Raw genomic sequence first — 221 nt, 5'->3', positions numbered from 1 at the left:
TGGAAGCCATGCGGTTAAACTTTTTATTAGTGTCCAGCCTGTCTTTGCCAAAGTTCAGGTTTTCTAAAACAATGGGTTTGCCTAAAAAGAAAGCTATATCTACCACTACTCTGGCTAAAACGCCTATCAGGTAGCTACGCCGGAAGCTGGAAGCATGGGCTAAGTCTGGTATTCTGATATAAAGAAAGCCGTTCGGGTAAGGGATAACCTGAAACTCTCCT

1 pseudogene is annotated in these 221 nt (G+C 43.4%); it reads right to left on the bottom strand.

The window, feature by feature from the left end:
• A pseudogene (locus tag ULO1_RS14425) lies at positions 1 to 221 on the bottom strand (IS200/IS605 family accessory protein TnpB-related protein); the annotation flags it as partial.

This window comes from Carboxydocella sp. ULO1, from assembly GCF_002049255.1.
Classification (GTDB): Bacteria; Bacillota.
Note: the sequence above shows the minus strand (reverse complement) of the source record. Positions and strands in the feature narration are given on the sequence as shown.